Annotated in this window: 27 protein-coding genes, 1 tRNA gene and 2 pseudogenes; 13 read left to right on the top strand and 17 right to left on the bottom strand. The window is 58.7% G+C overall.

What is annotated here, in order from left to right; all coding sequences use genetic code 11:
* Window positions 1–87: 87 nt before the first annotated feature.
* Both BUE92_RS02925 and BUE92_RS02920 read right to left on the bottom strand, forming a co-directional pair.
* Window positions 88–951 carry a queuosine precursor transporter gene (locus BUE92_RS02925; protein WP_014719862.1) on the bottom strand — a complete coding sequence of 288 codons (864 nt, stop codon included), beginning with the start codon at window positions 949–951 and terminating at the stop codon, window positions 88–90.
* Window positions 938–1,543 carry a helix-turn-helix transcriptional regulator gene (locus BUE92_RS02920; protein ID WP_003194047.1) on the bottom strand — a complete coding sequence of 202 codons (606 nt, stop codon included), beginning with the start codon at window positions 1,541–1,543 and terminating at the stop codon, window positions 938–940. Before BUE92_RS02920 ends, BUE92_RS02925 begins: the two co-directional genes overlap by 14 nt.
* A gap of 211 nt (window positions 1,544–1,754) precedes the next feature.
* Between BUE92_RS02920 and ptaA the strand changes: the two are divergent.
* The 3 genes and pseudogenes from ptaA to BUE92_RS02905 all read left to right on the top strand — a co-directional run bounded on the left by ptaA (window position 1,755) and on the right by BUE92_RS02905 (window position 5,003).
* Window positions 1,755–2,836 (top strand): annotated as a pseudogene (ptaA, locus tag BUE92_RS02915) (pyoverdine biosynthesis transaminase PtaA).
* A 120-nt stretch (window positions 2,837–2,956) separates the two neighbouring features.
* Window positions 2,957–3,628 carry a helix-turn-helix transcriptional regulator gene (locus tag BUE92_RS02910; protein WP_256673931.1) on the top strand — a complete coding sequence of 224 codons (672 nt, stop codon included), beginning with the start codon at window positions 2,957–2,959 and terminating at the stop codon, window positions 3,626–3,628.
* A 175-nt stretch (window positions 3,629–3,803) separates the two neighbouring features.
* Window positions 3,804–5,003 (top strand): MFS transporter, encoded by a 1,200-nt coding sequence (locus BUE92_RS02905; protein WP_178380675.1) that lies wholly within the window; start codon window positions 3,804–3,806, stop codon window positions 5,001–5,003.
* A gap of 49 nt (window positions 5,004–5,052) precedes the next feature.
* Here BUE92_RS02905 and BUE92_RS02900 read toward each other — a convergent pair whose 3' ends face one another.
* From BUE92_RS02900 to BUE92_RS02865, 8 genes are all read right to left on the bottom strand, one after another.
* Window positions 5,053–5,769, bottom strand: a complete 717-nt coding sequence (locus BUE92_RS02900) for a hypothetical protein (protein ID WP_073521853.1) — start codon at window positions 5,767–5,769, stop codon at window positions 5,053–5,055.
* Between the two features lie 83 nt (window positions 5,770–5,852).
* Window positions 5,853–7,106 (bottom strand): 2-aminoadipate transaminase, encoded by a 1,254-nt coding sequence (locus BUE92_RS02895; protein ID WP_073521852.1) that lies wholly within the window; start codon window positions 7,104–7,106, stop codon window positions 5,853–5,855.
* A gap of 109 nt (window positions 7,107–7,215) precedes the next feature.
* Window positions 7,216–8,229, bottom strand: coding sequence for a diguanylate cyclase domain-containing protein (locus BUE92_RS02890; protein WP_073521851.1), 1,014 nt, complete (start codon window positions 8,227–8,229; stop codon window positions 7,216–7,218).
* A 137-nt stretch (window positions 8,230–8,366) separates the two neighbouring features.
* On the bottom strand, window positions 8,367–10,265 hold the full coding sequence (locus tag BUE92_RS02885; protein WP_073521850.1) for an alkaline phosphatase D family protein: 1,899 nt from the start codon (window positions 10,263–10,265) through the stop codon (window positions 8,367–8,369).
* Between the two features lie 157 nt (window positions 10,266–10,422).
* Complete coding sequence (locus BUE92_RS02880; RefSeq protein WP_073521849.1) at window positions 10,423–10,644, bottom strand: hypothetical protein; 222 nt, start codon at window positions 10,642–10,644, stop codon at window positions 10,423–10,425.
* Window positions 10,645–10,914: 270 nt separating this feature from the next.
* Window positions 10,915–13,158: an ATP-binding protein gene (locus BUE92_RS02875; RefSeq protein WP_073521848.1), complete on the bottom strand. Its 2,244-nt coding sequence runs from the start codon at window positions 13,156–13,158 to the stop codon at window positions 10,915–10,917.
* Window positions 13,155–13,769: a biliverdin-producing heme oxygenase gene (locus BUE92_RS02870; RefSeq protein WP_073521847.1), complete on the bottom strand. Its 615-nt coding sequence runs from the start codon at window positions 13,767–13,769 to the stop codon at window positions 13,155–13,157. Before BUE92_RS02870 ends, BUE92_RS02875 begins: the two co-directional genes overlap by 4 nt.
* Before the next feature lie 212 nt (window positions 13,770–13,981).
* Window positions 13,982–14,344 (bottom strand): response regulator, encoded by a 363-nt coding sequence (locus BUE92_RS02865; protein WP_073521846.1) that lies wholly within the window; start codon window positions 14,342–14,344, stop codon window positions 13,982–13,984.
* Window positions 14,345–14,506: 162 nt separating this feature from the next.
* Between BUE92_RS02865 and BUE92_RS02860 the strand changes: the two genes are divergently transcribed.
* Both BUE92_RS02860 and BUE92_RS02855 read left to right on the top strand, forming a co-directional pair.
* Window positions 14,507–14,938 (top strand): bleomycin resistance protein, encoded by a 432-nt coding sequence (locus BUE92_RS02860; protein ID WP_073521845.1) that lies wholly within the window; start codon window positions 14,507–14,509, stop codon window positions 14,936–14,938.
* Between the two features lie 30 nt (window positions 14,939–14,968).
* Window positions 14,969–15,343 carry a c-type cytochrome gene (locus BUE92_RS02855; protein ID WP_073521844.1) on the top strand — a complete coding sequence of 125 codons (375 nt, stop codon included), beginning with the start codon at window positions 14,969–14,971 and terminating at the stop codon, window positions 15,341–15,343.
* A gap of 166 nt (window positions 15,344–15,509) precedes the next feature.
* Here BUE92_RS02855 and BUE92_RS02850 read toward each other — a convergent pair whose 3' ends face one another.
* From BUE92_RS02850 to BUE92_RS02840, 3 genes are all read right to left on the bottom strand, one after another.
* On the bottom strand, window positions 15,510–15,779 hold the full coding sequence (locus BUE92_RS02850) for a barstar family protein (protein WP_073521917.1): 270 nt from the start codon (window positions 15,777–15,779) through the stop codon (window positions 15,510–15,512).
* Window positions 15,780–15,852: 73 nt separating this feature from the next.
* Complete coding sequence (locus BUE92_RS02845) at window positions 15,853–16,110, bottom strand: colicin E3-like toxin immunity protein (protein ID WP_073521843.1); 258 nt, start codon at window positions 16,108–16,110, stop codon at window positions 15,853–15,855.
* 7 nt (window positions 16,111–16,117) lie between these two features.
* Entirely contained in the window at window positions 16,118–17,200 is a 1,083-nt protein-coding gene (locus tag BUE92_RS02840) for an S-type pyocin domain-containing protein (RefSeq protein WP_256673930.1), read from the bottom strand.
* Between BUE92_RS02840 and BUE92_RS29225 the strand changes: the two are divergent.
* Window positions 17,186–17,383, top strand: a pseudogene (locus BUE92_RS29225) (PIN domain-containing protein); the annotation flags it as partial. The gene BUE92_RS02840 and the pseudogene BUE92_RS29225 overlap by 15 nt on opposite strands.
* Before the next feature lie 80 nt (window positions 17,384–17,463).
* On the opposite strand, the gene BUE92_RS02830 reads toward BUE92_RS29225, so the two are convergent.
* Window positions 17,464–17,835 (bottom strand): PH domain-containing protein, encoded by a 372-nt coding sequence (locus BUE92_RS02830; protein ID WP_073521841.1) that lies wholly within the window; start codon window positions 17,833–17,835, stop codon window positions 17,464–17,466.
* A 156-nt stretch (window positions 17,836–17,991) separates the two neighbouring features.
* Here BUE92_RS02830 and BUE92_RS02825 point away from each other — a divergent pair, with 156 nt between their 5' ends.
* On the top strand, window positions 17,992–18,627 hold the full coding sequence (locus BUE92_RS02825; protein ID WP_073521840.1) for a LysE family translocator: 636 nt from the start codon (window positions 17,992–17,994) through the stop codon (window positions 18,625–18,627).
* A gap of 7 nt (window positions 18,628–18,634) precedes the next feature.
* Here BUE92_RS02825 and BUE92_RS02820 read toward each other — a convergent pair whose 3' ends face one another.
* Together BUE92_RS02820 and BUE92_RS02815 are read right to left on the bottom strand one after the other, a co-directional pair.
* Entirely contained in the window at window positions 18,635–18,964 is a 330-nt protein-coding gene (locus BUE92_RS02820) for a hypothetical protein (RefSeq protein WP_073521839.1), read from the bottom strand.
* An 83-nt stretch (window positions 18,965–19,047) separates the two neighbouring features.
* A tRNA-Leu gene (locus BUE92_RS02815) sits at window positions 19,048–19,132 on the bottom strand.
* A 108-nt stretch (window positions 19,133–19,240) separates the two neighbouring features.
* On the opposite strand from BUE92_RS02815, the gene queA reads away from it, so the two are divergent.
* The 6 genes from queA (at window position 19,241) to BUE92_RS02785 (ending at window position 25,314) form a co-directional block, all read left to right on the top strand.
* Window positions 19,241–20,290 (top strand): tRNA preQ1(34) S-adenosylmethionine ribosyltransferase-isomerase QueA, encoded by a 1,050-nt coding sequence (gene queA, locus BUE92_RS02810; protein ID WP_003194027.1) that lies wholly within the window; start codon window positions 19,241–19,243, stop codon window positions 20,288–20,290.
* A gap of 5 nt (window positions 20,291–20,295) precedes the next feature.
* A complete protein-coding gene (tgt, locus tag BUE92_RS02805) occupies window positions 20,296–21,411 on the top strand; it encodes a tRNA guanosine(34) transglycosylase Tgt (RefSeq protein ID WP_032803964.1) in 1,116 nt (371 codons plus the stop codon).
* 43 nt (window positions 21,412–21,454) lie between these two features.
* Window positions 21,455–21,793 carry a preprotein translocase subunit YajC gene (gene yajC / locus BUE92_RS02800; RefSeq protein WP_003175975.1) on the top strand — a complete coding sequence of 113 codons (339 nt, stop codon included), beginning with the start codon at window positions 21,455–21,457 and terminating at the stop codon, window positions 21,791–21,793.
* A gap of 62 nt (window positions 21,794–21,855) precedes the next feature.
* Window positions 21,856–23,724: a protein translocase subunit SecD gene (gene secD, locus BUE92_RS02795; RefSeq protein ID WP_003194025.1), complete on the top strand. Its 1,869-nt coding sequence runs from the start codon at window positions 21,856–21,858 to the stop codon at window positions 23,722–23,724.
* A gap of 9 nt (window positions 23,725–23,733) precedes the next feature.
* Complete coding sequence (gene secF, locus BUE92_RS02790) at window positions 23,734–24,648, top strand: protein translocase subunit SecF (protein WP_073521838.1); 915 nt, start codon at window positions 23,734–23,736, stop codon at window positions 24,646–24,648.
* A 123-nt stretch (window positions 24,649–24,771) separates the two neighbouring features.
* Window positions 24,772–25,314: a glycine zipper 2TM domain-containing protein gene (locus tag BUE92_RS02785; RefSeq protein ID WP_073521837.1), complete on the top strand. Its 543-nt coding sequence runs from the start codon at window positions 24,772–24,774 to the stop codon at window positions 25,312–25,314.
* A 222-nt stretch (window positions 25,315–25,536) separates the two neighbouring features.
* On the opposite strand, the gene suhB is transcribed toward BUE92_RS02785, so the two are convergent.
* On the bottom strand, window positions 25,537–26,352 hold the full coding sequence (gene suhB / locus BUE92_RS02780) for a type III secretion system regulator SuhB (protein ID WP_005791195.1): 816 nt from the start codon (window positions 26,350–26,352) through the stop codon (window positions 25,537–25,539).
* Between the last annotated feature and the right edge of the window lie 107 nt (window positions 26,353–26,459).

Raw genomic sequence — 26,459 nt, 5'->3', positions numbered from 1 at the left:
CTCGCGAAGAACGTCAACGATAACGCAGCGTATCTGGTTGAACGTGGCGCTCTCGGGTTCTTCGCGAGCAAGCTCGCTCCTACAAGATTACTGATAGCGCTTGAACAATGAACGTGCCCCGTAGGCAGGCAGGATGTTGAAGAACGCAAAGCCGACTTTGATCGCGATCTGCACATAGATCATGCTGAGGATGTCGCTGGTCTGCATCGCCCCGTAGAAGGCGATAAAGCAGAACAGGAAGCTGTCGATAATCACCGCAAAGAACGTACTGAGGAATATCCGCAGGTATAGATACCTGGAGTTAGTCAGCTCCTTGATCTTGCACAGCAAGTAGGAATTTATATTCTCCGACACCAGGAACGACACCGAAGAGGCCACCAGCACCGACGACACTTGCAGGATCACGTCGGTATAAGGCCCATCCAGCTTCCAGCCCGGTAGCCCCGGCAGGAACGTGGAGCCATACAGCAGGATGATGATCATCGCGTTGCTGGCAAACGCAAACAGAATGGCTCGCCTGGCCAGGCGCAAGCCAAAATTCTCGTTGAGCAAGTCCACGATCAAGAAGGTCAGCGGGTACAGGAACGTGCCCGGCGTGACGATGATGCCCAACGACTCCAGGTAAATCGGTTTGGTCGCGGCAATGCTGGTGAAGATATAGAAGGTGAACAGCAGCAAGTTCAGGATGATGTAGATCATCCAAGAGTTTTCATTGCGGTCGTTTATATCGTAGGCGGTCAGCGTTCCGCCTTGGGAGTAGAACTTCTTGTACAGGTTCTTGATTTCCATCTTGTTGAAGTTGTCCATCATTTCACTGCTGAGCACTTCACTCAGCTTGATCTTGAGGACCTTGCCCGTGGCGATCACCATGATCACCGCCAGGCGCTTGTCGTTTTCAAAGCCCAGCAACTTGTATTTGCTGTTTTCCACGGCGCCCTCAGACGTTGTCATTGAAGCGCTCCTCAAGGATGTCGCCGATGACACACAAACGCTCTGAGTTCCCACAGGGTTCGAGGGTGATGAACAGCTTCTTGGTGGCGCGGTCGTACACCAGTTTTTCTTTATCGTCGCTCGACGAGCCTTTCTGCACGATCAGCAAGTCCCCCGGTTCGTTGAGGCCGGGAATCCCGTGTTCAAGGCGCACGCCGATCAGGTTGCAGGCGCTGCCGAAGTAGTAGGTCAGCGGATGAAGCGTGGCCAGTTCACCGATGCGCTTGCCCAGGTTCTGCATGAGCAGGCTTTCCTTGAGCACAGGCACTGCCGCCGGGTTCTTGTTACCCAGCGGGGAAACGTTGCTCTCGATGACTTCCTTGGCCTCAAAACTGATCGTCTCGATTTCTTCGTAGGACACGCCGAAGAAGTCCGAGATCTTGCGAATCGTCGACTGCTGTACGTTAACGACCTTGCCTTCCAGGATGTTATAGATGGTGGTCCTGGTCAGGCCGGCGGCACTGCTTAACGAAAGCTGGGTTTCGCCACGACTCTTGATCAAGTACTTGATGTTGCTTTTCAAGTGCTCGGTTTTTTCCCGTCTGTGTATCAAGTGCTCACCACTTCCATTTAGTCATCAGTCCATGCCGGCAGAACCCGTTCTTGACGGTTCGCGGCAGTGAAAGTGTTGCATGCGCCCGCTACAACAATAAAGTACTGAGTGCAGGGATACGCCTCGGTGGTAAATCAGGCAACGGCTTTCTCGTCATACTCTTCTGAACGGCCAGCGCGAATCCCTCGCGCCTCTACAAGGAGTAGTCATCATGGTGCGTGTCAGTCGTCGATCCCTTCTCGCCCTGGGCGCGGCCCTGCCTGTGTTGGGGCAGCTCAATTGGGCGTTCGCCAGCCCGGCGCCGACGAAGTCTGACAAGGTGCTGCTCAATTACAACGAAAGCCCCTACGGCCCTTCAGACGCGGCTCGCCAGGCGATGCAGCGCGCGATTGCAGCCTCCGGACGTTACCCTTACCCCGATATGTACGCATTGGCCGCGCTGTTTGCGGAGCAACAAGGCATCGCCGAAGAAAACATCGGGGTATTTGCCGGCTCGATGGCCGCCCTGCGTTACGCGGTGCTGGCGTTCGCCAGCCAGACCCGCGGCCTGGTGATGGCTACGCCGTCCTACGAAGTACCGCGCCAGGCGGCCGAATCGATCAAGGCGCCGGTGCATGAAGTTAACCTCGACGCCCAGCATGCCCACGATGTGCACGCCATGCTCGCCGCGGACCCACAGGCCGGCATGCTGTACCTGTGCAACCCCAACAACCCGACCGGTACGCTCACCTCGACCGAGGCCATCCGCCACGCGCTGGTGAATAAACCCAAGGGCAGCGTGCTGGTGGTGGACGAGGCTTATATCGACTTCTGCGACGCCCCCAGTTGCGTAAGTTGGATCAAGGAGCACGACGACCTGCTGGTACTGCGTACCTTCTCCAAGATCTACGGTATGGCCGGTGCGCGCCTGGGCCTGGCGATCGGCCACCCGGCGCTGCTGGAGCGGTTGGCCGTGTTCGGCGGCGACAACGTCCCGGCCGGCGCCAGCTTGCTGGCCGCCCATGCGAGCCTGGAAGACGCGCAACTGGTGGGCCAACGCAAAGCGCTCAATGCCAGGTTGCGCGATGAGACGATCGCGTGGCTCAAGGGCCGGGGCTTTACCTGCACCGTTTCCCACAGCAACTGCTTCATGATCGACGTGAAGCGCCCGGCAGAGCAGGTGATTGAGCAGTTGGCGGCAAGGAATGTACTGGTCGGGCGGGTGTGGAAGGACTGGCCGCAGTGGGTGCGGGTGACGGTGGGGGATGAGCGGGAGATGGAGCGCTTCGCGAGGCGTTCGCGGCGCAGGTCTAGCCCCTGGGTTTGCATCCGTTGCCTGGACAGGTAAGCCAGGCATGCTTCATGCTCGACCGGGTTGAATACTCAAGGAAGACCCCCGTGCGACCTAATGGCCAACCCGATAGAAAATCGCCCATGCTGCCCGAGGATATGCGCCGCTTGCTCGATACCGAGCTGAGCCGCCGTGGCCTGGGGCACTTCGAGGTCTACCAGTGTGGGCCGACGCTGGACCAAGCGCAGATTGTGTCCAATTACCCCGAGGCCATGGAGCCTTCCGACACGGCCGACGATTTCTACCGGCGTGGCGAGCTGGTTTCATTGACCCGTACCCGGATCAAACCGTTTTTCTGGAGTGATGAACACCTGCTGGCCGTGGCCGATGAGGCGGTGCCGGTGCCGGGCCCCTACAAACCCGTTGGCGAGGGCGCCAGTTTTATCGTGCATGGCAATCGCGGCTTTTACTCGGTGCTCAATCTGTGCAGCTTCGGAGAAGACCAGCAATTTCGCGAGACCGTGCTGGCCCATCAAAGTGAACTGCAGATGCTGTTGGTCTCGATGTACGACGAGGCCCTGGAAGATCACGCGGCGCCTGTGGAACAACAGACGGTGCTGACCCCTCGGGAAACTGAAGTATTGTCCTGGGTCAGCCTGGGCAAGACCTACAACGAAGTGGCACTCCTGACGTCGATGACCTCCCATACGGTCAAGTTTCATATGAAGAATGTCTTCGGCAAATTGCAGGTCACCAACGGCAAGTCAGCAATCGGCAAGGCCCTGCAATTGGGCTATATCCGCCACCCGGCCTGAGGCCGCAATCAGCACCTACCTGTCCAAATGGGTAGCTTGTTCGCCGCACAGTGCTGCATTAGGTTGCCCAGCTATGGAGTTTGGCGCCGGACACACCGGCGCCGCCATTGCGAAAGGACATCCGGATGAGCCGCTCTGTAGCTTTGCTCCACACCTGTGCCAGCGTGCTGCGCTGATGGGTACTTTTCACGCCTTGCGCGGCCTTAACGCGCGGTTGCAAGCATTGTTCATTATCACGCTGGTGTTCCGCATGGGCACCCTGGCGTTTCCTTTTTACGCGGCGTACCTGATTCATCAACACGCGATATCGGCAGGCACGGCAGGCCTGTTGGTCGGCGTGTATGGCGCGGGCGCCCTGTGTACCGACCTGATCATCGGCGCCGTGATCAAGCGGTTTTCGGCTAACCGGGTCATTCTTGGTTCGTTGTTGTTCAACGCGGTGTTGCTGCTGGTCATTCCCTCGGTGGATAACCCGTTGGCGCTGTTCCTGTTGTCGTTTCTCTGGGGCGCTTGTTACGAAGCCTTCACACCGGCCGCCTTCTCCGAGACGGTGGCTCACAGCAGCCTTGAGTCGCGCAAGGTGGCGTTTTCCTGCAACCGGCTGGCGATCAACATCGGCATGGCCATCGGGCCGTTGCTGGGCAGCTTGATCTTCCTCAGCAATGCTGACGCGGTGTTCTACATCAATGCCGTGCTGTCCCTGCTGGCCTTCGCCGCCTGCCTGCGGTTCGGTCGGTCTCGGTCGGCCACCCAAGGCGTGCCTGTCGCCGGCAAGGGCGAGGGCTTGCCCGAGGTGGCGGCTCATGAGCGTTCGCGACTGCTGGTGATCCTGTTGGCGGCGCTGCCGGTGCACGTGGCTTACGCATTGCCGCCGACTTTTCTGTCGGCGTACATCATCAACTACACCCAATTGCCGGCCTATTACGTGGGCATCATCTTCTTCATCAATGCCTTGCTGGTGATTGTATTTGAAGTGCCGATCAACCTGCGCATGGCGCACTTGTCGAGCAGTCGCTCGCTGATCATTGGCCTGTTGCTGGCAGGCAGCGGGTTCTTCTTGATGGGCTTTGGTCAGGTCGGCGCGCTGTTGATGCTCGCTACGGTGTTGTGGAGCCTGGGCGAGATGATTGTGTTCCCCGCGATCACCCACTATGTCAGCAGTATTTCCAGCCGCGACAGCGTGGGCCGAAACCTTGGCTACTACTCGGCGGGCGTCAACATCGGCGTGATGATCGCGCCCTCGTTGGCGTTCATGTTGCTGTCCCGGCCAACCTTGCCGTCACCGTGGCTGCTGGCAGGCTGTGTGTTGTTGCTGTTCGCAATCGCCGTGGGGATGATGAAAAGCTCGGCGGTGTTGTGGAACAAAGAGGCGTAGGCGGCAACCGGCGCTGCGCCGTGCACGCGCGCCTGGTTGCGTCAGCTACTTACTGGGCGGCGATGGCGTAGCCGTCAAAGGCGCTTTGCTGTTGCAGCGCAGTCACGATGCTCTTGCGCGTGACCGGCTGCTCCGCGCCGCTGTTGTCGATGAAGGTTTCGCTCGCAAGTTCCGCCTCGCTGCCTTCGCCCACAAAGGTGAAACCCAGGAACTCCAGCGCTTCGCGGTCCACATTGAGCTTGGAGCGCGGCGTGCGCAGCGGCAGGGTGACGCTGATGCCATCCTTGCTGATCACAAACACTTCGGTGTCTTTCTTGGCGCGTGCAGCCTTGCCCTTGCCGGCGCTCGGGTTGCTGATGGCCTGGTGCGACTGGTTTAGCACCTTGAGGGCCAGGCCATAGACCAATTCCTGGAACTCGGGATCGTCCTTGAAGCTGGACAAGATGCGGCTGATCGAGAACTGGCTGCTCAGGTGTTCCAGAGCGGCGTTGTCTGCGGCTTCGGCGTCTTTCAATTGCTTGAGCTGGCCCATCAGGTCATAGGCTTTGTCATCGTCGAAGGCATCGTGGGCCTGGCGAATGGCAACGCGCAGCTCGCGGATCTGGTCGCTTTCCTTGGAGGTGTGAAACGCGTCCAGCACCATCTCGCTGATGATCTTGGCGGCTGGCACATGCTGTGAAAGATTGATGGCGTTTTCGTATTCGGCTTTGGCGTGCAGGGCGACTACGGATTCTTCGGCGGATTTTTCGGTGTAGGAATCAGACATTAAAATTTCACTGCGTAGTATGCGGAGAGACAAAAAACGTCGGGCATTTTCAGCGGGTGAGGGGATCAGGTCAAGGCAGCCGGTTATTCGTCCAGCTGTGTGAGACACGCCTGGAGAATATCCAGGCCTTCCTCCAACACCGCAGGCTCAATAGTCAGCGGGGCCAGCAAGCGCACGATGTGCCGCGACTTGCCGCTGGGCATCAGCAGCAAGCCAGCCTCTCGCGCCAGTTCCAGCAGCTGCGCCAGTTGCTTGGGGGCGGGTGTGCCGTCGGCATGGGCCAGTTCAATGCCCCGCATGGCGCCGACACCGGTGAGGCGGCCCAGGTAGGGCGACAGTTGCTGCGCGCGCCAGGCTTCATAGCGGCTGACAATCGCGGCCTCCTGCGCGACGCCCCAGGCGTGCAGGTTTTTGTCGCTCATCACCTCAAGGGTCGCCAGTGCCGCCGCGCAGGCGATGGGGTTACCCGAATAGGTGCCACCCAGGCCACCTTTGGGCAGGTTGTCCATCAGCGCTTTACGCCCGACCACCGCCCCCAGCGGCATGCCGCCGGCGATGCTTTTGCCGAGCAGCAGCAGGTCCGGCTCGATGCCCAGGCGCGAGAAGGCGAAACGCTGGCCGGTACGACCAAAACCCGACTGGATTTCATCAATGATCAGCAGGATGTTGTGCTGGTCGCAGAAGCGTCGCAAGGCTTGGGCAAACTCGGTGTCCAGGGCTAGAAAGCCGCCTTCGCCCTGCACCGGCTCGATGATGAAGCAGGCCACATCGTTTATGTCGATTTCCACGCTGAACAGACGCTCCATGGCCTTCAGCGCTTCGGCGCCGGTCACGCCGTTATCGGTACTGGGGTAGGGCAGGTGATACACAGGACCGGGCAGTACGCCGACCTTCTGCTTGTAGGGCGCGACCTTGCCATTGAGGTTGAGGGTCGCCAGGGTGCGCCCGTGGAAGGCGCCGTCAAAGGCGATCACTGCCGTGCGCCCGGTGGCACCACGGGCGATCTTCAGGGCGTTCTCGGCCGCTTCTGCACCGCTGTTGGTGAGCATGCCGCTGACGGGGTAACCCACCGGGATAAACGCGGCCAATTGCTGCATCAACTCGATGTAAGGCGTATGCGGTGCGGCGTTGAACGCGTAATGGGTGAGCCGGGTGGCTTGCTCGCAAATGGCCGCCACCACGGCCGGGTGGCAATGACCCAGGTTGAGTACGCCGATACCGCCGACAAAGTCGATGTAACGCTTGCCCGCCGTGTCCCAGACTTCGGCGTTTTTACCGTGGCTCAGGCTGATGGGGTGAACGATGGAAATCGACTGGCTGATGCTAGCGTGGCTCATGACTCTGGGACTCGGCAGTGGTGGGCGCAGCGCTATCTAAGCCGCGCGACCGGCCTTGCCGCAAACGAAATAAAGTCGCCGTGTCATTCCACCTTGGAAGGAGCTGCGGCTATTCCGACACCCCATCCTTGCCCGCCGCCTTGGATCGGTACAAGGCTTGATCGGCCCGCGCCATCAGCGCAGCCGGGGATTCACCCATGCGCCGCTCCACCACGCCCAGGCTCAGGGTAACGTTCAAGGCGCCGACGGGGGCTGCCTCCTTGATTTTATGGCGAATCCTTTCGGCCAACTCTTTGGCCATGTCCAGGCTGCTTTTGGGCAGCACCACCATAAATTCATCGCCGCCCCAGCGCGCCAGCAAGTCGCTTTTACGTACGCAGGCTTCCAGGTGTTCTACTACCCGTATCAGGGTCTGGTCGCCGACGCCATGGCCGTATTGGTCATTGATCGGCTTGAAGTCATCGACATCCATGGCCACCAGGGCCAGGGGCAGGCGGAAGCGCTCGGCGCGGTCGCATTCCTCCAGTAGCACTTTTTCCAGGCGGTACCGGTTGGCGATGCGCGTCAGGGCGTCCCGCTCGGCCAAAGAGCGGTTTTCGTCCAGCTGCAATTGCAGTTGCTGGTTGACGCGCGACAATTCGAGGGTGCGCTCCGCGACCAGCGTTTCCAGAGACTGGTTGCGCTTTTGCAACTGTTCGATGGAGCATTTGCGCGTATGAATATCGCGGTGTGCGCCGACCATGCGCGCCACTGAACCGTCGGGGTTGCGGGCAATGACGTAGCCACGGTCCTCGATCCAGAGGTACGTACCGTCTTTTTTGCGACAACGGTATTCGGCCCGGTAGTGAGCGGCGCGTTGGCTGATGTAGTCATCGAACACCGCCATCACGCGAGGGTAGTCCTTGGGGTGGATCACGTTCTCCCAGGTGAAGACGCTGTTTTCCAGAGAGTGGTGAGAGTATCCAAGCATTTCGTACCAGCCGGGATTGCGGTAGACGAAGCCGGTGTTGGCGTTCCAGTCCCAGATGCCGTCACTGACCAGTTCCATGATGGCGTGCAACAGGTCTACGTTAAGGTCGGAAACCTCATGGCGTAGCGGTTCTTTGCCGGATGTATCGTCCATCTGCACGCTTCCTGCGGGGGCTGGCGCCCAAGGCCAGTCATGGTTGACGCCGATACTCCGTGGCTGGCGCTACTGTACATCGGCGCTTGCGCGCTTTGAATAGGGCAGGTGTGCTGTTTTTGACCAGTGGCGAAAAGCTATTTTTCTGGCGCCATCATCTTGGTCCGAGGCCTCCCATCCGCGTTGTGCTGGTAAATGGCTTGCGGTTGGCCTTGCTCATTGAAAAACACCTGGCCAATGCCTGCCGAGTTCCACAACCGTTCACCCGCCTCGGCATGCTCTGGAATATAGGGCACCACCTGCATGGTGCGGCGGCGGGTAAACCAGTTGAGCGGCGAACGCGGGGAGTAGAGCCAGCGGTTGAGGCGGTCGAACCATTCCAGCAGGCGCGGCGGGAATTCGTTCTTGATGCCGCTGCTGGTGATTTGCCAGATCTTGGGGCCGCCGTTGCGGTGGCGGATCAGCACTTGGTAGACAAACGAGTAATGCACATCGCCGGAGAGGATCACGTAGTTACCCGGCGTGCGCGAGTGGCGGAAGATATTCAAAATCACTTGGGCAGCGCCGCGGTGGGCCATCCAGTTTTCGGCGTCCACCAGCAGTGGGAAGCCACACCAACTGAAGACCTTTTGCACCGTCTCGATCAGCTTGACGCCAAAGACCGGCGCGGGCGAGACAATGATGGCTGACGGGTGGTCCAGCAGCGCTTGTTGCAGTTCGCTCAAGGCTTCCCAGTCCAGCAGGCCGGAAGGTTGCTTGAGGGTGAACTCGCTGCGCCAGCGTCGGGTGCGGGTGTCGAGTACCACCAGCGCCGGAGTGGTGGGCAATACGTAGTGCCATTGCTGGAATTTCAGCAAGGCTTCCAGCAACGCGTCTTGCGCCGCCGCGTCGAGATGATTGTCCTGTGCCTGGCCGGTCAGTGCCTGGGTCTGGCTCAGCAGTTCGCCAAATACCTGGGGCTGGTTGCCCCAGCCCTGGCATAACAGATACGCCAGCAAGGCATTGCCGATGATACGTTTGGAGAAAGGATGGCCGTAGGCGGTTTCTTCCCACTGCGCGCTGAGGTTCCAGTCGTCGGTGATGTCGTGATCGTCGAACATCATCAGCGTCGACAGGTGCGCGAACACCCGCGCCACCCCAGGCAGGCCGTCGCGGAACTGATCGATATGAACCTGTTCGCGGGCGTAGCGTTGCTGCTCTTGCGCGCTCAGCGGCGGCGGTTCTGGTGTGATCAGCGTCCAGGGTGTCGGCGACCAGGCCAGCAGGTACATCGCGATCACTTCGGCAAAGGTCACCAGGTGATTGTCGGCGGTGCTGCTGGTGAAGATCGGTTTCTTCACGCCGCCGAAAAAGCGTTCGCGCAAGGTCTCGTTACTGTCCAGCGCGGGCAGCAGGTCGGCCCGGTGATAATAGCTGGCGCGATGCCCATAGAGGCTGGCGCTGTCGTCAACCACGGCCCCTTCTAGGTATTCGTCGAACAGGCCCAGGCGCGCGATTAGTTCATGAATTGCCCGCAGCATGGGCCCCGCGACGTCGTCGGCGTAGACCTGGTCGCCGCTCATCATCAGCAAGGCGGGGCGTTGTGCCACGGTGGGAGCTTGCGCCAGCAGACGATCAATGCACAGCAACCCGTCATCAGCGCGATGGTGAGGCTTGCGGCAGGAGCCGTGGACCAGTTGGTGGATGCGCCCATGCACGACGAAATCGGGCAGCGTGGCGCCTGCGTACAGCAGATGGGGTGCCCACTGGGCTATTCCGCAGCCGTCAATAAACAGGTCATAGTGGATGTTTACATCCAGAGGCAGGGCGTCAGTCAGGGGCACATCGATCAAGTGGATAAACGAATGGCGCCCGACGGGGACGATCTGACAATGTGCATGTAGGTGAATATCCAGCGTCGATCCCTGAGCGTGCTGCAGCCTCATAACCAGCTTCAGTTCCCGGCTCGCCACCAGCCATAGCACCACACGCTTTGGTTCCAGGCGGCGCAGCAACGGGCCAGCAAGTACGGGGGGAAGTGACTGCAGTTCAGGCATGACGCGATCGGCTCACTAATAAGATAAGCACTCAGTATAACGCTGAAAATGTCGGCATTTCGTCAACGAACGTCAGGCAGTAACACGTTGTGGCTATTAATGAATAAGCAGCGCCCTGAGCGCTACTTATTTAGTAGTTGCGCTTAAGTAAGTTTACTCAAAGAACATGGCCTCTGCCGAGACTGTCCAAGCCACCACCATTACGCTTGCCGCCTCTGTCCGCGGCGACCCCATTGTCATTAATCGAATTGTCGGGAGCGATTTGATCGAGACTTCGTTTCGAGCGTGAGTTGACCTTCTCGCTGGCTTGGGTGTCTTGGTCGGGGGCGGGTTGGGAAATGTAGGTATTGACGGGATTAAAGCCGATAGAATTGAACATGGTAATGCCTCACTATTAATAACATGGTTTACATGGCATGTTCTTCCCTGTAACAGTGCACGGCATAAGTTAGTGGGGTTTGATATTTTTTGCGAGGTGTTCTATGTTTCTGTTTGTGATGAATGAGTTGATTTTATTGTTAAGTTTTTTGGTTGTTTTATTTTGAAAGTTTGGTTAAAAGAGTGAAATGTTGTATGAGTGTATGTTTGGTTGTCTGTTCTCGGTTATGGGGCAGCAGGGGCAATATGGTTGTCCCTGCCGGCAAATGGCTCAGTTGTTTGCCTCAATCGTCACCTTCGGTACGGTAAATCGAAACTCGCTGCCCTGGCCCAGCTTGCTCTCGGCTTCGATCCTGCCGCCATGCGCCTTAACGATGCCTTGAGTGATATACAGCCCCAACCCACTGCCGGTGGGGTTGTTTTCCGTCTGGGTCCAATAGCGATCGAACACATGGGGCAAATCGTCCGGCGCAATGCCTTCACCGGAGTCGCGCACCGAAAATACAATTTCCTCGCCGTTGCTCATGGCGCTGATGCCAATGTTGCCCTGGCGCGGGGTGAACTTGATCGCGTTGCCGATCAGGTTCGACAGCACTTGGAACAAGCGCTCCGGGTCGGCGTTGATCTGCAGGCCAGGCTCGACATTGAACGACAGGACGATGCCCTTTTCCGAGGCCAGCGGGGCCAGCAGCGAATACGCCTCTTCAAAAATCTGGCTGACGTCCAGCGCCACCGGCTTGACCACATAGCGCCCGGCCTCGATTTTCGAGGTGTCGAGCAAGTCTTCCAGCAACACGTTCATGCGCCCGGCCGCCTGCTGCATGGTGTCGATGGCGGAAGAGATGCGCCGTGAGGTGTGGGGCCCATCCGAGCTGAAGGCTTTTTGCATCATGCCGCAAAGCATGGAGATGACAGTCATGGGATTGCGCAGGTCGTGGGAAACCACCGCGACCAACTCGTCACGGGCACGTACCGCTTGTTGCTCGCGCAGCACTTGGCGGGACAGGTCGTTCTCCAGGGCCGAGCGGCGCAAATCGTTGGCGGCAAACAGGTCGCCATGGCTCCACTTGGTGGAGATACCAGCCATTTCCACTTTCCAGATTTCAAACGAGGTGCGTGGGCGAAGGCGCATGCCCGCGTCGCAGGTTTCCAGATTCAGCGGCTTCTGCGGGTCGCCACTCCAGTGGATGTTCTCTTTGACTTCCGGGCGAAACCACAACACACCGTTATCCACAGGCTTGGGCAAGCTCATGGCGAGCACGCCGCTGGCCATGCTCTGGAACTCGGCGGCAGGCGGATAAACCGAGGCCAGGTTATGGCTGGAAAATACCGGTGCGCCGTTGCCCTGCAACCACTTGTGCAGCGCGCGTATCTGCGCCGGTTCCGGGCAGTTGCCGTAGCGGTGCAATTGCTTATCTTCGATGATCGCCACGCCGCCGGAGAGGGTCAGGTCCATCAGCAGTCGGCCTTGCTGGGCCAGGCCGTCGAATACGTTATTGGCAGAGGCTTTCATCGCCAGGTCCAGCAGCGCCAGCGCTTGGACTTTCTCGTCGCGCTGGCGGGTCAGCTCCAGGGCCTCCATGGCACTGATCTGCAATGACAGCACCTGGCCGATGGTCTGGCAGGCCATGCGCAGGTCGTTGGGCACCAGCAGCGGCTCACGGTTGCCGCAGCTGATCAGGCCCCAGAGTTTGTCGCCCTTCATCAGTGAAATACTCATGGACGACAACACGCCCATGTTCTGCATGTACTGGCAGTGAATCGGCGACACGCTGCGCAGGGTGGCGAAGCTCAAGTCCAGAGGCTGCCCGGTGTCCGGGCGCAATTTGGGCACCAGCGGTACCGGTTCGTAGGACGCATTCGGGATGATCCGTAGCCAGTTGGTGCGATACAGCTCGCGAGCCTGCTCGGGGATGTCGGACGCGGGGAAGAACAGCCCGTTGAACAATTCCATGGACGGCGCCGAGGCCTCGGCGATCACCTGGCCATGGCCTTCCTCTTCGAAGCGATAGATGAGCACCCGGTCATAACCGGTCATGGCCTGGATTTCGTTGACGGTGATGGCGTAGAGCGCCTCCAAGGTCTTTGCCGATTGCAGGCGGTGCAGCATCTTGCCCAGGTCGCTGGTGCGGCCATTGTGCGCTCGGGGTTTGAAAACCTTGAGCCGTGGTTCGAATTCCAGCACTAACACGCCCTGGTGGCGATGCAACAGGCCTTCGAACGGCTCACCCTTGAAGGTTATCAGCAGGGGCGGCGAGTCCAGGAATGCGCTGTCCTTGGCCATGGTTTGCACGGCCTGGGCGTACTCCTCGCCAATCAATCTGTGCAACGGTTGATCCAACAGCGCCTCGGGGGCGTGGCCGAACAACGTACCGACGTTGGCACTTACTTGAATGATGTTCAGGCCGGGTTCCGACAAGGTCAGCAGCACGCCGTGGGGCTGGATGGCCCCCGGAAAACGAATGGGTTCGTCGGCGCAGTTGGCAAGCAGCTCTTCAAAATCTTCGGGTTTCATAGCAATACCTCCTGGCTGTCGAGCCATTGCTCAAAGGCGCTGAATGTCGAGCGGGCCGCCATCACCGCGCGCGCGGCGGCATGTGTATCCAGTGGCTGGCGGCCCAGATAATCGAGGAAATCTTTCCAGCGCCGTCCGGTCTCGGCGCCGTATACATTGAGAAAGGCACCGCCGTTGTCGGCGTTCACATCCAGGCGCAGGGCCATTTCCCGGCGCAGCACTTGGCCGCCCAGGGTGGCGCCTTCCAGCACATACAGGGCGCCGAGGCACGCAGCCGGTGTGTCTAATAGGGGGAGTTGGGTACAGCAAGGCAGGGCATGGATGGCGTGGTCAGTCAGGCCGAGTGCGTGCAGGTCATGGATCAGGGTTGGTGTTTTCACACGCAACGCAGACTCATATCCGTCGGGAATCAAACCGCTGTCATACAGCGCCGCTTCCATCGGCTGATAAAAGCCGTAGTACGCTTGCAGCAAGCGCCGATACCACTGGGCATCCAGGCGCTCGGAAAAAAACGGCAGGCGCTGTTCCAACGCCACATGCAGCAGGCCCGTGCCCGTGCGCAACGTTTCCAACAAGGAGGGCGCACTAACGTCATGGGCCTGTGAATGCATTCAATGAGCTCGAACTGTGGGCCTGTCGGCCATGAATGACGCGTGAAAATGGGCGACGATTCTACACAACTCATTGTCGTCATCTGAACGCAGAAGCGGAAAGGCTGGCCAGCGGACCAGAAAAGTCGCTCCCTGCACCTTACATGACCGCAGAACTGTCCCTCAAGTTCGGTTGGAATGATATCGCGCTGCTATCAATGCAGGGACAGGCCCTAGTGCGTCAACGCTGTCTGCACGCACTCAAGCAAGTGGTCGGTACTCCAGGGCTTGGGCAGAAACCGCACGGTACTGCCCAACTCGGCGGCGATTTTCGTATTGCCTGAGGTCAGCACCACCTGTACTTCAGGCCAGCGGTGGGCGACGACACGGCTCAAGTCATAACCATTGAGCAAACCGGGCATCTGAATATCACTGACAATCAAATCCACCGGGTCATCGCCGCGCTCCAGGTAAATCATCCCTTCGTCCGCCGATGCAAACGATGTCACCAGCGCACCAAAGTCTTCCAGCACATCCACCATCAACGCCCGAATGATCTCGTCGTCTTCCAATACCAAAATCGATGGCTGAGCCATGATCCTTACTCCACCATCAGGGGTTCAGTAAGGTGGAGTAGGGGTTGGGTATATAGGTTCGATTGGATGTTTTTTAAACGATGGGTGGTCATTTGGCTGGTTGTGAGCCATGGGCACGACAATCCGTTAAGGTGAACGCCACCCTGCCATCCAAGGAATGCCATGTTCAACCGTAACCCACTCGTGCCTGAACTTATTGTCACTGGCCTCAGCGCCAGTCTGGCGTTCTGGATCGAACAGTTAGGTTTCGCTATTGCCTATCAGCGCGCAGAAGAAGGCTTTGCCTACCTCGACCTTAACGGCGCGCAAATCATGCTCGAACAATACGACCCCGAGGCCGGCCAGTGGCTGACCGCGCCGTTGCAGCCACCGTTTGGGCGCGGCATCAACCTGCAAATCGATGTGCCCGCCGTAGCACCCATCCTGCAACGGTTGGCGCAGATCGGCTGGCCATTGTTCCGCGATGTGGAGGACGCCTGGTACCGAGCCGGTGACGTGGAGGCCGGGCAGCGCCAGTTCATCGTGCAAGACCCGGACGGTTATCTGGTACGTCTGGTGCAGCGGCTGGGAGAAAGGCCGGTCGAACAGGCATAATCCACGGCAACAGCCGATAGGGAGACGTGAATGAAGTCTGTGTTATTGACCCTCGCCCTGACCGTTATCGCCGCACCCGCGTTCGCTGAGGGCGACGCCGAGGCGGGCGGCAAACTCTTCACCAAGACCTGCGGCGGCTGCCACAGCATTGGTGAGGGCGCGCGGGGTGGTTTTGGCCCGGAACTGAACGGCATCATTGGCCGGCGTGCCGGTACCACCGAGGACTATCAGTATTCGGATGCGATGAAGAACTCGGGCGTGGTGTGGACGCGGGAAAAACTGGCGGCCTACATTGAAGACCCGAAGGCGGTGGTCAGTGGCACGCGGATGATCTTCTGGGGGATCAGTGATCAGGAGAAGATTGAAAATATCCTGGCGTACTTAGAGACATTCCAGCCCAAGTGAGCTGCCCAGGCTGACACGCGTCACCGTCCTCTGTAGGAGCGAGCTTGCTCGCGAAAAACGTCAACGATAACGCGCGCTTCCTGAATAAACGCGACGCCTGTGAGCTTTTCGCGAGCAAGAACTAGGCGTCCCCCTCGCTCCTACAAAAAAGCCTTGTTGACTGGCATCAATAGCGAACCCGCGATGCAAGGTCCGGGTACAGGGTCGCGAGCTCAGCCAAGCATTGCCGCAGCATCTTGGCATCGTGAGGTAGGCGCTCTGAAAAAATATCCCAACCAGAAAACTCAAGCGTCTCGGGCATTTCTACCAAGCCGGTGATGACGTCCCAAAAAGCATCCCAATTTTGGCCATACCAAGTGGGGAAGTTGAGTGAAGTGCCCAGCGTGGCGTGAAGCTCTTTGGGGTTCTGAATGCGGGTCAGGTCTATTTTGATGATGGCTGAACGGGTCGCTTGTGCACCATTTGCTTTTTTATCTGCTACAGCTAAGGCTGAATTCTTTGAGTCTGTATTATTGGTTTGCAACTTCGTAATCAAACGCGATGAAGTAGTCACTTTCTGAAAGAGCAATTTTATGAGAAAAGTGTGGCTGTATCACTGATAGCCATTCCCTGCGCAATTCAAACATGCCGTTATTGACGTCCGCTGCGCTCAACAACCCGAGCGTGGAAATCACCGAGTAGTCATCTCCGCAGTCCGCTGAACTCTCCGTTCCGTTTAGCCTCTCTGTGGTTCTGTCGAACCATTCCAACCTTATTTTCAGTCCCATGTAGCCCTCACAGATATTTTTTGATGTTTCGTTTTTTGATTGGCCCTTTTAGCTGCTCGCCGCTTATGTGGTTGAACGCACCTATATGGCTCCCATCACTTGCTAGATAAACCTCCAGCTCCCCGTGCTGAGAGTCCCATTCATAGATCTTCCGACCTTTTTCCTCAATCCAGCGTTCTCTCAGCCCGGCGCCTCCTTGTCTGGGAGTCTTGGGTTTTGCTTTTATCAGTTTTTCAAAGCCAGTTATTTGTTCAGTGTTAGGCGCTTTGTGGTACTTGTGATCCCCAGCCTTGGCACCTACCACCACATACAGCGGCCGAACCCCCGACCCCGCCGGAAACACCAGAATAAAATCTCGATAGTCCGGTGGGTAAATAGGGTTAACCAGAATCTGCTCCGCCGTCTCAGTCGGTGGGTAGATCCAGATCACCGGTGCTTGCGGCGCAGCCTCCAATGCCGGAATACCTAAGGTGTCATTTGGATCAACGGAGGGCGTCCAGATCAGCTCTACGCCATTATTCAAATCTGCTACTAACTGGCCGCTGCGGTTTTGAAACTGCACCACATCAATCATCTGCCAATCGGCCTTGTTGCCTGTGTAAAACCCATACCCCTTGAGCGTGCCGTCGTCGCGTTGCTCGATATGCAGCCGCATCTGCGAACGCGCGCGTTGCAGCGAACGCAACTGTTCCTCGTTGTAGAGCGCGCTATCACTTAGATCCGACGGCCAAGCCAGCGCTACCAATCCTGTCAGCAGGCTGCCAGCGACGGATACGCCGACTGTGGCCGCCGACTCCAAAAACGCCGAACGTAATGCCAAATGCCCTAAGCCGGCTGGCAGTGTACTGCCGCTGATCTTGCGTAAGGCAACAGCGCCCCGGGCGTCCACTTCGCGGCCGCCCAACAGACTTAAATGGCCGTACTCCTTGATCAGTTCCAGTGGGACAAAACCGGTGGGGCTCGAGTAATGGGCGATACCGTCAGGCAGTTGACACGGCTTGATGAAGACGCAGCCTGGAGGTTTGGCTGGTGCGTGCGTCGCCAAGGTTGTTTCGAATATTGCGTTTTTCGTTACATTGAACCGATGCATCCGGATGACTTTATTTCGGATCTCTGGGATTTGGATCAGGCGGCAGTGTTGGGAGCGGCGCAGAAGCAGAGGAGGGCGTTGAAGAAGCCCGCGATGGAGGCGGGAAGCTATCTTGAAATGTTGATGCGGCAGGGCTTGGTGCAGACTAGCAAGGCAATGGGACCCTATGAAATGATGCTATGAGCAGGATGAGCCCGGTGTTCGTCAGCTGAACCGCAATAAAAAAGACCTTGAAACACCAAGGTCTTTTTTGTGCCTGCGGATCAACTCAACAGGTGCTTGGAAATCAGCCGGGAAATTTCCACGATCGAAGCCTTGCCAGTGAATTCGAATTTCACCTTCCCCAACGACGAAAAATAAATCTCCAACTCCGAATCCAAGTCAAACGTCCCTGACGTTTCCACCGAGTACGCCACGATGTTCTTGTACGGCAATGAGGTGAAGTCCTTCTTGCTGCCGGTAATCCCCTGCACGTTCACCGCGATGATGCGCTTGGTGGTGAACACGACGCCGTCGCGCATGGCTTTGTAGGCGTCGACCACTTCTTCGCCGTCCAGCAGCAGGGCCGCTACGCGTTCGGCGTATTCGTCGTTTTGCTTGAGCTTGAAAAAGCCTTTGTTGTTGAAGTCGATCATGTGCCTGTCCTGGGTAGGTGGTGCCGCCGGTGTATGACGTTTTGCTTGCGGATCTGTATCTAACGCCTGGGCCTTCAAGCCCCTAGCATGACGCTCAACACTACCGCGTCGGCGAAGGATTTCACGCTGGCAGCTTAAAAAACCAGGAGCCAATCCATGCCTGATATGTCCAGCTTGCTCGCCTACGGCCTGATTTCACTCGGCATGGTACTGACACCGGGACCGAACATGATCTACCTGATTTCCCGCTCCATCTGCCAGGGGCGCACGGCCGGGTTGATTTCCCTGGGCGGGGTGGCGCTGGGGTTTGTGGTGTATATGGTGTGCGCGGCGCTGGGTATCACGGCGTTGGTGATGGCGGTGCCCTTTGCCTACGACGCGCTGCGTCTCGGCGGGGCGCTGTATCTGGTGTACCTGGCCTGGCAGGCGGTCAAGCCGGGTGGGCGCTCGCCATTCCAGGTGCGCGACTTGCCCAAGGACAGCCCGCGCAAGTTGGTCACCATGGGCTTGGTCACCAACCTGCTCAATCCTAAAGTGGCGGTGATGTATTTGTCGTTGCTGCCCCAGTTCATCGACCCGAACGGTCATGGCAGTGTGCTGGTGCAATCCCTGGCGCTGGGCTCCCTGCAGATTCTTATCAGCGTGAGCGTCAACGCGGTGATTGCCTGCATGGCGGGTTCCATCGCGGTGTTCTTCGTCACCCGGCCTAGTTGGCAGGTGCTGCAGCGCTGGCTGATGGGGTCGGTATTGATGGGCTTGGCGGTGCGGATGGCGGTGGAAGGGCGCAAGTAAGTGCACGTCACAGGATGGCTTTCAGGTAATCCTTGAGTGCGTGGAGCGGGGCGTCGAGTGCTTCCAGGGTCGGTGCTTGGCGCACTTCCATTGCGAGCCGCTGCAACTCGCGACCCATGACGGTATCGGCGCCGCCCAGGGTGTCGAGTGCCAATGACAGGCATTCATCGAGCTTCACTTGGATCTCGGCCAGGTTTCTCTGGCGTACCAACAACCCAAACACTTCGCGCTCATAGCCCTCCATCGCCGGATCATCGCGCAGCAACGGGCTGCCGTCGTCAGTCTCATGCACCAGCTTCAATGCAAACAACGCAACCGCCTCAAGCGTCAACTCCATGGTCCCGCTCCCTCCACTTCCACGCCTGGCACTTTTTTGCAGGCGAAAAAAAAGACCTTGAATTTCAAGGTCTTTCTTTAAGATGGTGCCCCGAGGGAGACTCGAACTCCCACTCCTTTCGAAAACGGATTTTGAATCCGCCGCGTCTACCAATTCCGCCATCAGGGCTCAATGGCGGCGAAGTATAGAGATGAGATTACCGTTGGTCAATCACGTTTCATGGTCTATTTTCACTATTTCCGCTAGACTTCCCGGCCCTGCTAGACGAACCCCATCATGCGCGTTGCTGACTTTACTTTTGAGCTCCCTGATTCGCTGATCGCTCGCCACCCTTTGGCCGAGCGTCGCGCCAGTCGACTGCTGACCCTGGACGGGCCCAGCGGTGCCCTCGCACACCGTCAATTCACTGATTTGCTTGAGCATTTGCGCCCAGGTGATCTGATGGTTTTCAATAATACCCGGGTGATTCCAGCGCGGCTGTTTGGCCAGAAAGCGTCCGGCGGCAAGCTGGAAATCCTGGTGGAGCGGGTGCTGGACAGCCACCGCGTGCTGGCCCATGTGCGCTCCAGCAAATCGCCCAAACCGGGGTCGAGCATCCTGATTGAGGGCGGTGGCGAAGCCGAGATGGTCGCGCGCCACGATGCCTTGTTCGAGCTCAAGTTTGCCGAAGAAGTGTTGCCGTTGTTGGAGCGCGTCGGCCATATGCCGTTGCCTCCTTATATAGACCGCCCCGATGAAGACGCGGACCGCGAGCGCTATCAGACCGTGTACTCACAGCGCCTCGGCGCCGTCGCCGCCCCGACTGCCGGGCTGCATTTCGACCAGCCATTGCTGGATGCGATTGCCGCCAAGGGCGTCGACACGGCCTATGTGACTCTGCACGTGGGGGCCGGTACGTTTCAGCCGGTGCGTGTGGATAACATCGAAGACCACCATATGCACAGCGAGTGGCTGGAAGTCAGCCAGGACGTGGTGGATGCGGTGGCGGCGTGCAAGGCGCGTGGCGGTCGAGTGGTTGCCGTGGGCACCACCAGTGTGCGTTCGCTGGAGAGTGCAGCGCGTGATGGCGTGCTCAAGCCGTTCAGTGGCGACACCGATATCTTCATTTTTCCAGGGCGACCCTTTCATGTGGTCGATTGCCTGGTCACCAACTTCCATTTGCCGGAATCCACGCTGTTGATGCTGGTGTCGGCATTTGCCGGTTACCCGGAAACCATGGCTGCCTACCAGGCCGCCATCGCTAACGAGTACCGTTTTTTCAGCTACGGTGATGCGATGTTTATCACCCGTAACCCGGCGCCGCGCGGCCCTGAGGACAACTTATGAGTCGTATGTCGTTTGAATTGCTCGCTACGGACGGCAAAGCCCGTCGCGGTCGCCTGACCTTCCCGCGCGGCACCGTGGAGACCCCGGCATTCATGCCCGTTGGCACCTACGGCACCGTCAAAGGCATGTTGCCGCGCGACATCGTCGCCACCGGTGCCGAGATCATCCTCGGCAATACCTTCCACCTGTGGCTGCGCCCGGGCACGGAAGTGATCAAGAAGCATGGCGACCTGCATGACTTCATGAAGTGGCAAGGCCCGATCCTCACCGACTCCGGTGGTTTCCAGGTGTTCAGCCTGGGTGCCATGCGCAAGATCAAGGAAGAGGGCGTGACCTTCGCCTCGCCGGTCGACGGTGCCAAGGTGTTCATGGGCCCGGAAGAGTCGATGCAGGTACAGCGTGACCTGGGCTCGGACATCGTGATGATTTTCGACGAGTGCACGCCGTACCCGGCCGATGAAGACGTGGCGCGTATCTCCATGGAGCTGTCGCTGCGTTGGGCCCAGCGTTCGAAGAACGCCCATGGCGATAACACGGCTGCGCTGTTCGGTATTGTCCAGGGCGGCATGCATGAAAGCCTGCGCAAACGCTCGCTGGAAGGCCTCGACAAGATCGGCTTCGACGGCCTGGCCATCGGCGGTTTGTCGGTGGGTGAGCCCAAGCACGAAATGATCAAGGTGCTCGATTACCTGCCGGGCCTGATGCCCGCTGACAAACCTCGTTACCTTATGGGCGTTGGCAAACCGGAAGATCTCGTAGAGGGTGTGCGCCGCGGTGTGGACATGTTCGATTGCGTGATGCCAACCCGTAATGCCCGCAATGGGCATCTGTTCATCGATACAGGCGTACTGAAGATCCGTAACGCGTTCCATCGCCATGATGATTCGCCGCTGGATCCTACCTGTGACTGCTACACCTGCCAGAACTTCTCCCGTGCTTATCTGCACCATCTGGACAAGTGTGGGGAAATGCTGGGTAGCATGTTGAATACCATCCACAATTTGCGTCATTACCAAGTCCTGATGGCTGGTTTGCGCGAGGCTATTCAACAGGGTACATTGGCCGCCTTCGTCGATGCCTTCTATGCCAAGCGTGGCCTCCCTGTGCCGCCCTTGGACTGAGTTTTCCGACCCTAAGATTCACTATTTGCAACTGGAGTGCTAAATGAGCTTTTTTATCTCTAACGCCATGGCTGACGCCGCTGCGCCTGCTGCTGCCGGCCCTATGGGTGGTGGTTTCGAGTGGATTTTCCTGGTCGGCTTCCTGGTCATCTTCTACCTGATGATCTGGCGTCCACAGGCCAAGCGCGCCAAAGAGCAGAAAAACCTGCTGGGCAGCCTGCAAAAAGGCGACGAAGTCGTGACCACTGGCGGTATCGCCGGCAAGATCACCAAGGTTTCCGATGCTTTTGTGGTACTGGAAGTCTCCGACACCGTGGAAATGAAGTTCCAGAAGGGCGCCATCGCCGCCACGCTGCCTAAAGGCACGCTCAAAGCGATCTGAGTAACAACCTTTACCAATCGACGGGGCGCGCAAGGCGCCCCGCGTTATAAGCGGGCGGCGTGATGCTGAACAAATACCCTCTGTGGAAATACGTACTGATCCTGGCGGTGCTGGCGATCGGTTTTATTTATTCCGCTCCCAATCTCTATCCTGATGACCCGGCGATCCAGATCTCTGGCGCCAGCACTTCGCTGCAAGTCAATCAGGCAGACCTGGACCGTGCGAGCAAAGCGCTCAACGACGCGGGTATCCAGGTTAAAGCGGCAACCTTGGCAGCTGGTTCCAAAGGCGGCTTGTTGCGCCTGACCAAGCAAGAAGACCAATTGCCGGCCAAAGATGTCGTACGCAAGGCCATGGGTGACGACTACGTTGTCGCGCTCAACCTGGCCCAGACCACGCCACAATGGCTGCGCAGCATTGGTGCGCACCCGATGAAGCTGGGTCTGGACTTGTCCGGTGGTGTGCACTTCCTGCTGGAAGTCGACATGGACAAGGCCCTGGACGCACGCCTGAAGGTCTACGAAGGCGACGTGAAGAGCCTGCTGCGCAAAGAGAAGCTGCGTTATCGCAGCCTGCCGCAGCTCAACGGCGCCATCCAGCTGGGCTTTGCTGACGAAGCATCCCGCGAGCAGGCCCGTGCGCTGATCCGCAAGAACTTCAATGACTTCGACATCGTACCGGCCGACCTCAATGGTCAAGCGGTGCTGCGTCTGGCGATGAGCCCGGCCAAGATCGCTGAAATCCGCGAATACTCCATCAAGCAGAATTTGACCACGGTCCGTAACCGCGTCAATGAGCTGGGTGTGGCCGAGCCGATCGTGCAGCGCCAGGGCGCCAACCGCATCGTGGTTGAGCTGCCAGGCGTACAGGATACCGCTGAAGCCAAGCGTATCCTCGGCAAGACCGCCAACCTGGAGTTCCGTCTCGCGGCAGACCCAGGCGCTACGCGTGCCACTTCCGAAGAATTCGAGTTCCGCGAAGGCAATCGTCCTCCTGCGCTGATCGAGCGTGGTTTGATCATCACCGGTGACCAGGTGACCGACGCCAAGGCCGGTTTCGGCGAGCACGGCACGCCTGAAGTGAACATCCGTCTGGATGGCCATGGCGGCGAACTGATGAGCCGCGCCACGCGCAGCAACGTCGGTCGCAGCATGGCGGTGATCTTCATCGAACAGCGCCCGGTGACCACCTACACCAAGCAGATGGTCAACGGCGTCGAGAAAGACGTGCCGGTGCAGACCTTCAAGGAAGAGAAGAAGATCATCAGCCTGGCGACCATCCAGTCGCCGCTGGGTGCTCAGTTCCGTATCACAGGCCTGAACGGCCAGGGCGAGTCTTCCGAGCTGGCGTTGCTGCTGCGTGCCGGTGGCCTGGCGGCACCGATGTACTTCGCTGAAGAGCGTACCATCGGCCCGAGCCTGGGTGCCGACAACATCACCAAGGGTGTCGATGCCGCGTTGTGGGGCATGCTGTTCGTGTCGCTGTTCATCATCGCCATCTACCGCTTCTTTGGTGTGATCGCCACTGTTGCCCTGGCGGGCAACATGGTGATGCTGCTGGCCTTGATGTCGTTGCTGGGCGCTACACTGACCCTGCCAGGTATCGCCGGTATCGTACTCACCATGGGTATGGCGGTGGACGCCAACGTGCTGATCTTCTCGCGGATTCGTGAGGAGATCGCCGCTGGCATGACTGTGCAGCGTGCAATCAACGAAGGCTTCGGCCGGGCATTTACCGCGATCCTCGACTCCAACCTGACCACACTGTTGGTTGGCGGGATTCTCTTCGCAATGGGCACAGGCCCGGTGAAAGGCTTTGCGGTGACCATGTCCCTCGGGATCTTTACCTCGATGTTCACGGCCATCATGGTGACCCGCGCAATGGTCAACCTGATCTTTGGCGGGCGTGACTTCAAGAAGTTGTGGATTTAAGGGGCTGCCATGTTACGTACAATCAACTTCATGGGCGTTCGCAACATTGCGTTCGGCGTCACCGTGCTCCTTACCGTACTGGCGTTGTTCAGCTGGTTCCATAAGGGCCTGAACTACGGCCTGGACTTCACCGGCGGTACGCTCATCGAGCTGACCTACGAGAAGCCGGCCGACGTTACCCTGGTGCGCAGCGAGCTAGTCAAGGCCGGCTATCACGAAGCTGTGGTGCAGAGCTTTGGCGCTACCACCGACCTGCTGGTGCGCATGCCTGGCGAAGACCCGCAACTGGGTCACCAGGTAGCCGAGGCCTTGCAAAAGGTGGGCGGCGACAACCCGGCGTCGGTCAAGCGCGTCGAGTTCGTCGGCCCGCAAGTGGGTGAAGAGCTGCGCGACCAGGGCGGCCTCGGCATGCTGATGGCGCTGGTCGGCATCATGATCTACCTGGCGTTCCGCTTTCAGTGGAAGTTCGGTGTCGGCGCCATTGTGTCGCTGATCCACGACGTGATCGTGACCGTGGGTATCCTGGCCTACTTCCAGATCACCTTCGACCTGACCGTATTGGCGGCCGTGCTGGCGATCATTGGTTACTCGCTCAACGACACCATCGTGGTATTCGACCGGGTTCGTGAGAACTTCCGCGTACTGCGCAAGGCATCGTTGATCGAGAACATCAACATCTCCACCACCCAGACGCTGCTGCGGACCATGGCGACGTCGATCTCCACCTTGCTGGCGATTGCTGCGCTGATGATCTTCGGTGGCGACAACCTGTGGGGCTTCTCCCTGGCGCTGTTTATCGGCGTTCTGGCGGGTACCTACTCGTCGATCTACATCGCCAACGTGGTGCTGATCTGGCTGAACCTCAACAGCGAAGACTTGATCCCTCCTGCCGCTACCGACAAGGAGGTCGACGACCGTCCTTGATGGGGGTTTGTTGATCCGCTGTTACAAGAAAGGCGCGAGTATTGAACTCGCGCCTTTTTTTTTGCTCCAAGGCTGGGTATAGCGCGGATCTTTCGGTCCGCTTGTGATGGTCAGGAGGTTCATGTGAACAAGTCGTTGCTGGTTGGTGCGGTATTGGGTGCTGTCGGTGTGACTGCCGGAGGCGCTGTTGCCACCTACAGCCTGGTAAAAAGCGGCCCTGAGTATGCGCAAGTACTGGCGGTACAGCCGGTTAAAACCCAGATCAAAACCCCGCGTGAGGTCTGCAAGGATGTCACCGTGACCCGGCAGCGTCCGGTGCAGGATCAACATCAAATCGCCGGTACCGTGGTGGGCGCCCTTGCGGGTGGCCTGTTGGGCAACCAGATTGGTGGCGGTAATGGTAAGAAGCTGGCCACCGTGGCCGGTGCGGTCGGTGGCGGTTACGCCGGTAACAAGGTTCAGGAAGGCATGCAGAACCGCGATACCTACACCACCACGCAAACTCGCTGTAACACCGTTAACGACATCAGTGACAAGGTGGTCGGTTATGACGTGCGTTACAACCTGGAAGGCAAGGAAGGCACTGTGCGTATGGAGCGTGATCCAGGCAGCCAGATCCCGGTGGATAAGGAAGGGCGTCTGATCCTGGGTCAGAACCAGCAGTAATTCCGGGCCTGGCACTGATTCAAAGGCCAGGTGCAGTTCAAAATGTGGGAGGGGGCTTGCCCCCGATTGCAGTGGGTCAGCACCTGATTAGCTGGCTGACCCACCGCCATCGGGGGCAAGCCCCCTCCCACATTTGATATGTATTGCTGCTGATTCACGGGCCTGGCACAAATCCCAGGCATAAAAAAGCACCCCTGAGGGTGCTTTTTTGTGCTCGCTCGCTTAGCGCTTCAGCGAAGCCGGCAGATGCGGCTGGATCGCCGTCAGTACTGCCTTGAAGCATTTGGTGTTGCCAGCCACTACGTGGCCTTTCTCCAGGAAGTCGTGACCACCGGTGAAGTCGCTCACCAAGCCGCCCGCTTCCTGAATCAGCAGGGCGCCTGCTGCCATGTCCCACTCGGACAGGCCCGACTCCCAGAACGCATCAAAGCGACCGGCGGCTACATACGCCAGGTCCAGGCTGGCTGCACCGGCGCGGCGGATGCCCGCGGTCTGGCCAACCAGGGCGCGGAACATGCCCAGGTAGTTTTCCAGGTTGTCCATCTGGTCGTCACGGAATGGGAAGCCGGTACCCAGCAGGGCGCCTTCCAGGCTGGTGCGGCCGCTGACACGCAGGCGTCGGCCGTTCAGTTGGGCGCCACGGCCACGGCTGGCGGTGAATTCTTCCTGGCGAACCGGGTCCAGCACGACGGCGTGTTCCAGGCGGCCACGGTATTTGCAGGCGATGCTCACGGCAAAGTGCGGGATGCCGCGCAGGAAGTTGGTGGTGCCATCCAGTGGGTCGATGATCCACAGGTAGTCTTCGCCTTCGCCGCTGCCTTTGTGCAGGCCGGTTTCTTCACCGAGGATGCCGTGGGTAGGGTAGGCCTTGCGCAGGGCGTCGATGATCTTCTGTTCGGCGGCGCGATCCACCTCGGAGACATAATCCTTGGCGTCTTTTTCGTCGACCTTGATGGTATCCAGGCGCTCGATGGAGCGGAAGATCAATTCACTGGCGCTGCGGGCGGCGCGCAGCGCGATATTCAGCATGGGCTGCATGGATAGGTCACCTAAGGTTGTTAAAGAAAGCCGAGCATTCTAGCAGAAACTTTCCTCAGGTGAAGGACGACGTTCGCTTTCATGGCATAACCTTAGGCGGTTCTGTA

This window comes from Pseudomonas fluorescens, assembly GCF_001902145.1.
Lineage (GTDB): Bacteria > Pseudomonadota > Gammaproteobacteria > Pseudomonadales > Pseudomonadaceae > Aquipseudomonas > Aquipseudomonas fluorescens_BV.
Note: the sequence above shows the minus strand (reverse complement) of the source record. Positions and strands in the feature narration are given on the sequence as shown.

Excerpts from the sequence above, each read along its gene's own strand:
- queA (WP_003194027.1), top strand. The coding sequence starts at position 19,241 with ATGCGCGTTGCTGACTTTACTTTTGAGCTCCCTGATTCGCTGATCGCT.
- BUE92_RS02840 (WP_256673930.1), bottom strand. The coding sequence starts at position 17,200 with ATGCATCGGTTCAATGTAACGAAAAACGCAATATTCGAAACAACCTTG.
- BUE92_RS02860 (WP_073521845.1), top strand. The coding sequence starts at position 14,507 with ATGTTCAACCGTAACCCACTCGTGCCTGAACTTATTGTCACTGGCCTC.
- BUE92_RS02870 (WP_073521847.1), bottom strand. The coding sequence starts at position 13,769 with ATGCATTCACAGGCCCATGACGTTAGTGCGCCCTCCTTGTTGGAAACG.
- secD (WP_003194025.1), top strand. The coding sequence starts at position 21,856 with ATGCTGAACAAATACCCTCTGTGGAAATACGTACTGATCCTGGCGGTG.
- yajC (WP_003175975.1), top strand. The coding sequence starts at position 21,455 with ATGAGCTTTTTTATCTCTAACGCCATGGCTGACGCCGCTGCGCCTGCT.
- BUE92_RS02875 (WP_073521848.1), bottom strand. The coding sequence starts at position 13,158 with ATGAAACCCGAAGATTTTGAAGAGCTGCTTGCCAACTGCGCCGACGAA.
- BUE92_RS02880 (WP_073521849.1), bottom strand. The coding sequence starts at position 10,644 with ATGTTCAATTCTATCGGCTTTAATCCCGTCAATACCTACATTTCCCAA.
- BUE92_RS02845 (WP_073521843.1), bottom strand. The coding sequence starts at position 16,110 with ATGGGACTGAAAATAAGGTTGGAATGGTTCGACAGAACCACAGAGAGG.
- BUE92_RS02925 (WP_014719862.1), bottom strand. The coding sequence starts at position 951 with ATGACAACGTCTGAGGGCGCCGTGGAAAACAGCAAATACAAGTTGCTG.
- suhB (WP_005791195.1), bottom strand. The coding sequence starts at position 26,352 with ATGCAGCCCATGCTGAATATCGCGCTGCGCGCCGCCCGCAGCGCCAGT.
- secF (WP_073521838.1), top strand. The coding sequence starts at position 23,734 with ATGTTACGTACAATCAACTTCATGGGCGTTCGCAACATTGCGTTCGGC.
- tgt (WP_032803964.1), top strand. The coding sequence starts at position 20,296 with ATGTCGTTTGAATTGCTCGCTACGGACGGCAAAGCCCGTCGCGGTCGC.
- BUE92_RS02890 (WP_073521851.1), bottom strand. The coding sequence starts at position 8,229 with ATGGACGATACATCCGGCAAAGAACCGCTACGCCATGAGGTTTCCGAC.
- BUE92_RS02855 (WP_073521844.1), top strand. The coding sequence starts at position 14,969 with ATGAAGTCTGTGTTATTGACCCTCGCCCTGACCGTTATCGCCGCACCC.
- BUE92_RS02825 (WP_073521840.1), top strand. The coding sequence starts at position 17,992 with ATGCCTGATATGTCCAGCTTGCTCGCCTACGGCCTGATTTCACTCGGC.
- BUE92_RS02865 (WP_073521846.1), bottom strand. The coding sequence starts at position 14,344 with ATGGCTCAGCCATCGATTTTGGTATTGGAAGACGACGAGATCATTCGG.
- BUE92_RS02885 (WP_073521850.1), bottom strand. The coding sequence starts at position 10,265 with ATGCCTGAACTGCAGTCACTTCCCCCCGTACTTGCTGGCCCGTTGCTG.
- BUE92_RS02895 (WP_073521852.1), bottom strand. The coding sequence starts at position 7,106 with ATGAGCCACGCTAGCATCAGCCAGTCGATTTCCATCGTTCACCCCATC.
- BUE92_RS02905 (WP_178380675.1), top strand. The coding sequence starts at position 3,804 with ATGGGTACTTTTCACGCCTTGCGCGGCCTTAACGCGCGGTTGCAAGCA.
- BUE92_RS02910 (WP_256673931.1), top strand. The coding sequence starts at position 2,957 with ATGCTGCCCGAGGATATGCGCCGCTTGCTCGATACCGAGCTGAGCCGC.
- BUE92_RS02830 (WP_073521841.1), bottom strand. The coding sequence starts at position 17,835 with ATGATCGACTTCAACAACAAAGGCTTTTTCAAGCTCAAGCAAAACGAC.
- BUE92_RS02820 (WP_073521839.1), bottom strand. The coding sequence starts at position 18,964 with ATGGAGTTGACGCTTGAGGCGGTTGCGTTGTTTGCATTGAAGCTGGTG.
- BUE92_RS02900 (WP_073521853.1), bottom strand. The coding sequence starts at position 5,769 with ATGTCTGATTCCTACACCGAAAAATCCGCCGAAGAATCCGTAGTCGCC.